At 69.8% G+C, this 8,253-nt stretch carries 6 protein-coding genes; 4 read left to right on the top strand and 2 right to left on the bottom strand.

What is annotated here, in order from left to right; genetic code table 11:
- On the bottom strand, nt 1–961 hold a 961-nt coding region (locus tag ROR02_RS15525), incomplete at its 3' end, for a GlxA family transcriptional regulator (RefSeq protein ID WP_147164961.1).
- Nucleotides 962–1,055: 94 nt separating this feature from the next.
- Here ROR02_RS15525 and ROR02_RS15520 point away from each other — a divergent pair.
- Together ROR02_RS15520 and ROR02_RS15515 are read left to right on the top strand one after the other, a co-directional pair.
- Complete coding sequence (locus ROR02_RS15520; RefSeq protein WP_147164960.1) at nt 1,056–1,574, top strand: cysteine hydrolase family protein; 519 nt, start codon at nt 1,056–1,058, stop codon at nt 1,572–1,574.
- 48 nt (nt 1,575–1,622) lie between these two features.
- A complete protein-coding gene (locus ROR02_RS15515; protein ID WP_147164959.1) occupies nt 1,623–2,021 on the top strand; it encodes a hypothetical protein in 399 nt (132 codons plus the stop codon).
- 30 nt (nt 2,022–2,051) lie between these two features.
- On the opposite strand, the gene recG is transcribed toward ROR02_RS15515, so the two are convergent.
- A complete protein-coding gene (recG, locus tag ROR02_RS15510; RefSeq protein WP_147164958.1) occupies nt 2,052–4,139 on the bottom strand; it encodes an ATP-dependent DNA helicase RecG in 2,088 nt (695 codons plus the stop codon).
- Nucleotides 4,140–4,305: 166 nt separating this feature from the next.
- Here recG and ROR02_RS15505 point away from each other — a divergent pair, with 166 nt between their 5' ends.
- On the top strand, nt 4,306–4,575 hold the full coding sequence (locus ROR02_RS15505) for a succinate dehydrogenase assembly factor 2 (protein WP_147164957.1): 270 nt from the start codon (nt 4,306–4,308) through the stop codon (nt 4,573–4,575).
- 204 nt (nt 4,576–4,779) lie between these two features.
- The gene (mfd, locus tag ROR02_RS15500; RefSeq protein WP_407672667.1) at nt 4,780–8,208 is read left to right on the top strand and encodes a transcription-repair coupling factor; all 3,429 of its coding nucleotides are present in this window, start codon (nt 4,780–4,782) and stop codon (nt 8,206–8,208) included.
- Nucleotides 8,209–8,253 lie beyond the last annotated feature (45 nt).

Raw genomic sequence — 8,253 nt, 5'->3', positions numbered from 1 at the left:
TATACGGTCCTTTTCCGGTCAGGAAACCTTGGTTGGCATGGCTCGCCAGCCACTGGGTCGGGGTAAGGCCGAGTTCAACGCGGAATGCCTTGCGCAGAGCCTGGGCATCGGGGAAACCACAGCGCACCGCCACATCGTCCAGGCCGCGCGCGCCGGTACTCAGCAGCTCCTGGGCGCGGGCCACTCTGACCCGGCGCATCCAGTCGCCCAGGCTGCCCCCGGTGCGCGCCTGGATATGACGGGTCAGGCTGCGCCGGCTCATGCCGGCTTGCGCCGCCAGCTCATCCAGGGCCGGCGTCCTCGACGGATCCGCGCGCAGGACTTCCAGGATATCGGCCACGCGCCGGTCGGCCGACGAGCCCGGGGCCGGGCGCTCGATCAGTTGCGGGTGGGCTCCCGCGCGCTGCGGCGCCACGACAAGATGCCGGGCAACCCGGTTGGCCTCGCCCACGCCGGACAGACGCGCCAGCAGGTGGAGGCAGCAGTCCAGCCCCGAGGCAATCCCGGCCGAGGTCAGGACCGGCCCCTCGTCCACGAACAAAACGCCCGATTCGACACGGATCCTCGGATAACGGGCCGCGAGGGTTTCTGTGCGGGCCCAGTGCGTCGTCGCGCGCCGCCCGTCAAGCAAACCAGCCTCGGCCAGGCCGAAGGTGCCAAGGCACAGCCCCACGACGATCGCCCCGCGCGCCTCTCCCGCCCGCAGTTCGGCGAGGATATCGGCGGGCACCGGCTCCTCCGCGTCCCGCCAGCCGGGCAGGATAACCACGTCGGCCTCGCGTGCCGCCTCAAGGGGGCAAGAAGCCTCAAGGGTCAGGCCGCCCCCGGCCAAGAACCGGGGCACGGCGGCACAGACCTCCACCCGATGCCCGCTCGCCAGGAACGGTTCGCCAAACACCGCGAGCGGCGTGGACAGCATGAACAGGCTGATGCCTTCGTAGGCGAGAATGGCGAGGCGCATTGGCCCGATTTACACGAAAACTGTCCATCGGGCCACTGACATCCCCGCGCACAACCCGCTACCTCCTTGGAAGGCAAACCCAAGGAGTTTTCCCATGACACGCACCCTTCTTGTGATCGATATCCAGAACGACTACTTCCCCGGTGGCGTGCTCCCGCTCTGGCGGGCCGAGGAAACCGAGGCGCGGATCGTAAGCGCGATCGCCACGGCGCGGGCCCGGAGCGAGCGGGTCGTGCTCGTGCGCCATGTTTCCTCCGCGCCGACCGGCCTGTTCGCGGCCGGTAGTCCCGGCAGTGCCCTGCGTCCGGCGATCCTGGCGGCGGCGGAGGGCGCGCCGGTCGTGATCAAGCACCACGCCGACGCCTTCCAGGACACCCCCTTGATGGACGCCCTCGCCGGCAGCGACGAGGTGCTGATCTGCGGCATGATGACCCAGAACTGCGTGGCCTTCACCGCCCTGTCGCGCCTGGCCGACGGCCTCACGGTCCGGGTGATGGGCGATCTGTGCACGGCGCCCAGCGAAATCGTCCATGGAATCGCCCTCAATGCCTTGCAGTCAAAGAACCTGGTGATCACCCTTGAGGAAGCCTGGCCCGCCTTGTCGTCGGACTAAAGAAGGCGCCGGTCTTCGGCCCCCCCCAAAAAAACGGGCAGGATTTTCATGGACGAGAACAGCACACAAACCAACATCCCGGAAACCGAAGCCCGGGGCGCCCCGTTCCAGGAGCGGGTTCAGTCGTGGGTGCTCGACTGCTTCGGAAGTGACATCGCCGGGGACCGCGCCGAACGAAACCGTCGTTTTCTGGAGGAATCCCTGGAACTGGTGCAGGCGCTGGGCTTCACCCGCGACTCAGCCCATCAGCTTGTCGAGTATGTGTTCAACCGACCAAAGGGAGAACCGGAACAGGAGTTGGGAGGGGTGATGGTCACGCTGGCGTCGCTGTGCGAGACCAATGGCCTGGACATGGCCGCCGAGGGCGAAGCGGAGCTGGCACGCATCAACAGCCCGGACGTTTTGGTGAAGATTCGGGCCAGGAACGCGGCCAAGCCTGCCTTTTGACAACACGCGAAGCGCGCCCCGGGATCCCCCCTACCCCGAGCGCAAGGTGCGCACCGCCGCGTCGCGTTCAAAGAGGTAAAGCAACGTGCGCAGGGCCTCGGCGCGGGGGCCTTGCAAGCCGGCATCGGTTTCCACGATGCGCCGGGCATCGGCGCGGGCGATGTCGAGCAGATCGCCCTGCGCCACCGGGTCGGCCAGCCGGAACCCGGGCAGGCCGCTTTGGCGGGTGCCCAGGACCTCGCCGCCGCCGCGCAGGCGCAAGTCCTCCTCGGCGATAAGAAAGCCGTCGTCGGTCTCGCGCAGGCGTTCCAGGCGCTGGCGCGCGACCTCGCCCAGGGGCGCCCCGTAGGCCAGCAGGCAGGTGGCCCGCCCGCCGCCACGCCCGATGCGCCCGCGCAACTGATGAAGCTGGGCAAGGCCAAAGCGTTCCGCGTGCTCCACCACCATCACCCGCGCCGTGGGCACGTTCACGCCAACCTCGATCACCGTGGTCGCCACCAGAACGTCCAGGTCGGTCCCGGCGAAGCCTTCCATCACCCGGTCGCGCTCGGCGGGCTTCAGGCGGCCGTGCACCAGCCCGATGCGGGGCCCCAGGACCTCGGTCAGGTGGGCATGGCGGGCCTCGGCCGCCGCCAGGTCGCCGGTTTCCGATTCGGCGACCAGCGGGCACACCCAATACACCTTGCTGCCGGCCGCCACCGCGCGCCCCACCCCGGCCACCAGCTCGTCAAGGCGCGCAAGCGACAGCACCCGGGTATCGGGGGGCACCCGCCCGGGCGGCTTCTCGTCCAAGCGCGACACATCCATGTCGCCGTACTGGGTCAGGGTCAAGGTGCGCGGAATCGGGGTCGCGGTCATCACCAGCACGTCCACCGCCCGCCCCTTGGCCGCCAGGGCAAGGCGCTGTTGCACCCCGAAGCGGTGCTGTTCGTCGATCACCGCCAGCGCCAGGTCGTGATACACCACGTCGTCCTGGAACAAGGCATGGGTGCCGATCACCAGGGAGGCGGTGCCGTCGGCGATCTGGGCCAGCACCGCCTCGCGCGCCCGGCCCCGGTCGCGCCCGGTGAGCAGAACGGGCGTGATCCCGGCGGCGGCGCACGGGCCCTTCAGGCTTTCCATGTGCTGGCGGGCCAGGAGATCGGTGGGCGCCATCAGGGCCCCTTGCGCCCCGTTTTCGATCGCCGCCAGCAGGGCCATCAACGCCACCACCGTCTTGCCGCTGCCCACGTCGCCTTGCAACAGGCGCAGCATGCACGAGGGGTGGGCCAGATCGGCGTCGATTTCCGCCAGCACCCGCGTCTGGGCCCCGGTCAGGGCAAAGCCCACCGCCGCCAGGGCCGGCTCGCGCAGGCGTCCGGTGGGCGCCAGGGCGCGGCCCGGGCGTTCGCGCTGGGCGGCGCGCACCAGCATCAAGGCCAGTTGCCCGGCCAGCAGTTCGTCGAACGCCAGGCGGCGGCGGGCCGGGTGATCGGGCGACAGGGCGCGTGCGTCCTCGGGCGCGTGGACGGCCCTCACCGCCTCGCGCCAGCCGGGCCAGCCCTCGCGCGCCTGCAAGGGGCCATCCAGCCATTCGGGCAAATCGGGCAGATCGGCCAGGGCCTGGCCCATCAGCCGGGCCAGCGATCCGGCCGCGACCCCGGCGGCCAGGGGATAAACCGGCTCCACCCGACACACCCGCGCTTCCTCCTCGGGAGGCGCGATCGGGTTGGGATGGACGATCTGGCGGCCGCCGTCGAAGCTGTCCACCCGGCCGCTGACCAGCCGGGTGGTGCCCTCGGGGAGCAGGGCGCGCACGGTTTCGGCCCGCGCGCGAAACCAGACAAGGGTCATGAACCCGCTGGGATCGCGCACCAGCACGCGATAGGGCGCGGGCGAATGGGGGGCGGGAGGATCGTGGGCCTCGACGCTCACGCAAAACGTGGCGATGACGCCGATCGGGGCCTCGGCAATCGGCGGGCGAAAGCGGCGGTCGATCAGGCCCGAGGGCAGGTGCCACAACAGGTCCACCACCTTTTCGCCACCCACCAGCCGCGCCACCAAAGGCCCCAGGGCCTTGCCCACGCCCTTGAGCGAGGCCAGCGGACGAAACAAGGGATTGAGACGCTGGGGACGCATGGGCACAACCGCTTCCGGCATCAAGGGAACGATAGGGCAACTTCCCTGGCGCGCGCGACGATGGGGCGGCTGACAGGGGGCAGGCCCTGGTCTATATAACAAGGGCAAGCCCCTTGTCTCGGTGCCGAGGCAGGGTTCTTCCTTCCCGCCTGGCCCCAGGGATCCGATGACCGACGAGACCCCCCTTGATTTGCGCCGCAAGCGCCTGATCTACCGCTCCTCGTACCGGGGCAGCAAGGAAGCCGATCTCTTCCTGGGCGCCTTCGCGCGCGCGCGCGTGCCCACCATGCCCGACGATCAGCTCGACCGTTTCGAGGCCCTGCTGGAGGAGCACGACCCCGACATCATGGACTGGATCCTGGAACGCCAGCCCATGCCCGAGGTGTATCGCAACGATGTCATGGCCTTGTTGCAGGCGTTCCGCCTGACGCCCTGACGCCCGGTCGGGCCGGCCCCGGGCGTGCGCGGGCTGGCCTGGTTTCGCGTGCCCGCGCCCCGACTCCCCCGATCCCCAAGACCCCGGGGCGCGTCCCCTTTCCCCGCAAGCGCGGCAGGTTCCCCCTTGAAACCCGTTCTTGATCCGCTGGTCGCCGGCCCCCGCCTGACATTGGCCGGTGTTCCCGAAGGCGCCGACGCCTTGATGCTGGGCACCCTGGCCGCCCGCCCGGACGTGCCCGCCGTGCTGCACGTGGCCCGCGACGACGTGCGCCTGGCCCGCCTTGCCTCCACGCTGGCGTTTTTCCATCCCGAGATCGAGATCCTGGAGTTCCCGGCCTGGGACTGCGTGCCCTACGACCGGGTGTCGCCCCATCGCGAGATCGTGGCCACCCGTCTCACCACCTTGTGCCGTCTGGCGGCCAACGAGCCGGCCCCGGCCGGCGGGCGGGTGGTGCTCACCACCGCCTCGGCCATCTTGCAGCGCGTGCCGCCGCGCGAAACCCTGGCCCGGGGGGTGTTCGCCCTGGGGGTGGGGCGCACGGTGTCGGTGGAAGGGTTGATGGACTACCTCAACCGCCACGGCTACACCCGCGCCGAGCAGGTCATGGAGCCGGGCGAATACGCGGTGCGCGGCGGCCTGATCGATCTGTTCGCCCCCGGCCAGCCCGAGCCCGTGCGCCTGGATCTGTTCGGCGACGAGGTGGAATCGATCCGCCGCTTCGATCCGGTCAGCCAGCGCACCACCGGCACCCAGGACTCCTTGATCTTGCGCCCCATGAGCGAGGTGGGGCTGGACAAGGAGTCGATCAGCCGCTTCCGGTCGGGCTACCGCGAGCTGTTCGGCACCCCGGCCTCGGCGGATTCGCTCTACGAGTCGGTTTCGGCGGGGCGGGCGCACCTGGGCATGGAGCACTGGTTGCCCCTGTTCCACGAGGGCCTGGATACCCTGTTCGCCTACGTGCCCGAAGGCCCGATCACCCTCGACCACGGCCTGGACGCGGCCCTTGCCGCCCGCCAGGACCAGATCCTGGAGTACTTCGACGCCCGCACCCTGGTGGCGGGAGCCGGTGGCGCGGGGACCGAGGGCGGCATGATCTACCACCCGGTGCCGCCGCCCCGGATGTTCCTGGGCACCGACGAGTTCGCCCGCCACATCGCGACCCGGCCCGGCGCGGCCCTCACCCCGTTTGGCGCCGTGGATGTTGAAGAAGCGGCGGGCACGGTGATCGACGGCCACGGCCGCCTGGGCCACGACTTCGCCCCCGTGCGCGCGCGCCCCGATGCCAATCTCTACGGCGCGGTGTGCGAGCACGCCCAGGCCCAGCGCGCGGCCGGGCGCCGGGTGGTGATCACGGCGGCAGCCCTTAGCGTGCGCGAACGCCTGGCCGGCCTGCTGCGCGAACACGGGCTTTCGCCGCTGGTCACGGTGGAAACGTGGGCGGAGGCCGAGGCCAAGGGCGCCAAGGCCGTGGTCGTGCTCACGCTGGCCCTGGAGCGGGGCTTTGAAACGCCCGATCTGGCGGTGATCACCGAAACCGACATCCTGGGCGATCGCCTGTCGCGGCCGGTGCGCAAGAAGCGCCTGGGCGATCGCTTCATCCCCGACATTTCGGCGCTGAGCGAAGGCGATCTGGTCGTGCATGCCGAACACGGCATCGGCCAGTACGAGGGCCTGGAAACCCTGACCGCCGGCGGCGCGCCCCACGACTGCTTGCGGGTGCTGTACGCCGACAACAACCGCCTTTACGTGCCGGTCGAGAATATCGAGGTCCTGACCCGCTACGGCTCGGAGCAGGCCGGGGTGGCGCTCGACAAGCTGGGCGGCGCGGCATGGCAGGCGCGCAAGGCCAAGCTCAAGCAGCGCATCCGCGACATGGCCGAACAGCTGATCAAGGTGGCGGCCCAGCGCCAGTTGAAGGCCGGCGAGGTGATGAGCGCGCCGGAAGGGCTGTACGACGAGTTCGCGGCCCGCTTCCCCTACACCGAAACCGACGACCAGTTGCGCGCCATCACCGAAACCCTGGACGATCTGGCCTCGGGCCGGCCCATGGACCGGTTGGTGTGCGGCGACGTGGGCTTTGGCAAGACCGAGGTCGCCTTGCGCGCCGCCTTCGCCGCCGTGATGAGCGGCCGTCAGGTGGCGGTGGTGGTGCCCACCACCTTGCTCGCCCGCCAGCACTACCTGAACTTCCGCGCCCGCTTTGAAACCCTGCCGGTGCGCATCGGCCAGTTGTCGCGCCTGGTCAGCCCGCGCGACACCAAGGCGGTGAAGGAGGAAATGGCCCGGGGCACCCTGGATATCGTGGTCGGCACCCATGCCCTGCTCGCCAAGGGGATTGCGTTCAAGGACCTGGGCTTGCTGATCATCGACGAGGAACAGCACTTCGGCGTGGCCCACAAGGAGCGCCTGAAGCAGCTGCGGGCCGATGTCCATGTTCTTACCCTGACCGCGACCCCGATTCCGCGCACCTTGCAACTGGCGCTCACCGGCGTGCGCGAAATGAGCCTGATCGCCACCCCGCCGGTGGATCGCCTCGCGGTGCGGACCTTCGTGCTGCCCTACGACCCGGTGGTGGTGCGCGAGGCGATTTTGCGCGAACGCTACCGGGGCGGGCAGTGTTTTTATGTGTGCCCGCGCCTGTCGGACATCGATCAGGTTCTGGTGCGCCTCGCCGCCCTGGTGCCCGACATCAAGGTGGCGGTGGCGCATGGCCAGATGGCCGCCACCCGCCTGGAAGAGGTGATGACCGCCTTCGCCGATGGTCAGTACGACGTGCTGCTGGCGACCAACATCATCGAAAGCGGCCTGGACATGCCCCGGGTCAACACCATGATCATCCACCGCGCCGACATGTTCGGCCTCGCCCAGCTGTATCAGTTGCGCGGGCGCGTGGGCCGGGGCCGGTCGCGCGGGTATGCCTACCTGACCTTGCCGCCGGGGCGCAGCCTGTCGAAGGCCGCCCAGCGCCGGCTGGAGGTGATGGGCACCCTCGACAGCCTGGGGGCCGGCTTCACCCTGGCCAGCCACGACCTGGACATCCGGGGTGCCGGCAACCTGCTGGGCGACGAGCAGTCGGGCCACATCAAGGAAGTGGGCATCGAGCTGTACCAGCAACTGCTGGAAGAGGCGGTGGCCGCCGCCCGCGATGGCGCCGCCACCGAGGCGGATAGCGACTGGGCCCCCCAGATCCAGCTGGGCACGCCGATCCTGATCCCCGAAACCTACATGCCCGACCTGGGTTTGCGCCTGGGCTTTTACCGGCGCATCGCCACCGTGAGCGACGAATCGGAAATCGAGGGTCTGGCGGGCGAAATGATCGACCGCTTCGGCGCCTTGCCGCCCGAGGTGGAAAACCTGCTGCGGGTGGTGACGATCAAGGTGTGGTGCCGGGCCGCCAACGTGGAAAAGGTGGATGCCGGCCCCAAGGGCGCCATGCTCGCCTTTCGCGACAACCGCTATCCCAACCCGGCCGGCCTGGTGCGCTACATCGGCCAGAACGTGGCGACCATCAAGCTGCGCCCCGACCACCGCCTGGTCTGCCGCCGCGACTGGGAAACGCCCCGCATGCGCCTGGATGGCCTGTCATCCCTGATGCGCACCCTCGCCACCCTGGCCCGCGAAACGTCCTGAGGGAGGGCGGGGATCGTACTTGGGAACCCGGGCCGGGACCGTATA

The organism is Pararhodospirillum oryzae, assembly GCF_007992075.1.
Classification (GTDB): domain Bacteria; phylum Pseudomonadota; class Alphaproteobacteria; order Rhodospirillales; family Rhodospirillaceae; genus Pararhodospirillum; species Pararhodospirillum oryzae.
This window is presented reverse-complemented; position numbering and strand designations above follow the sequence as displayed.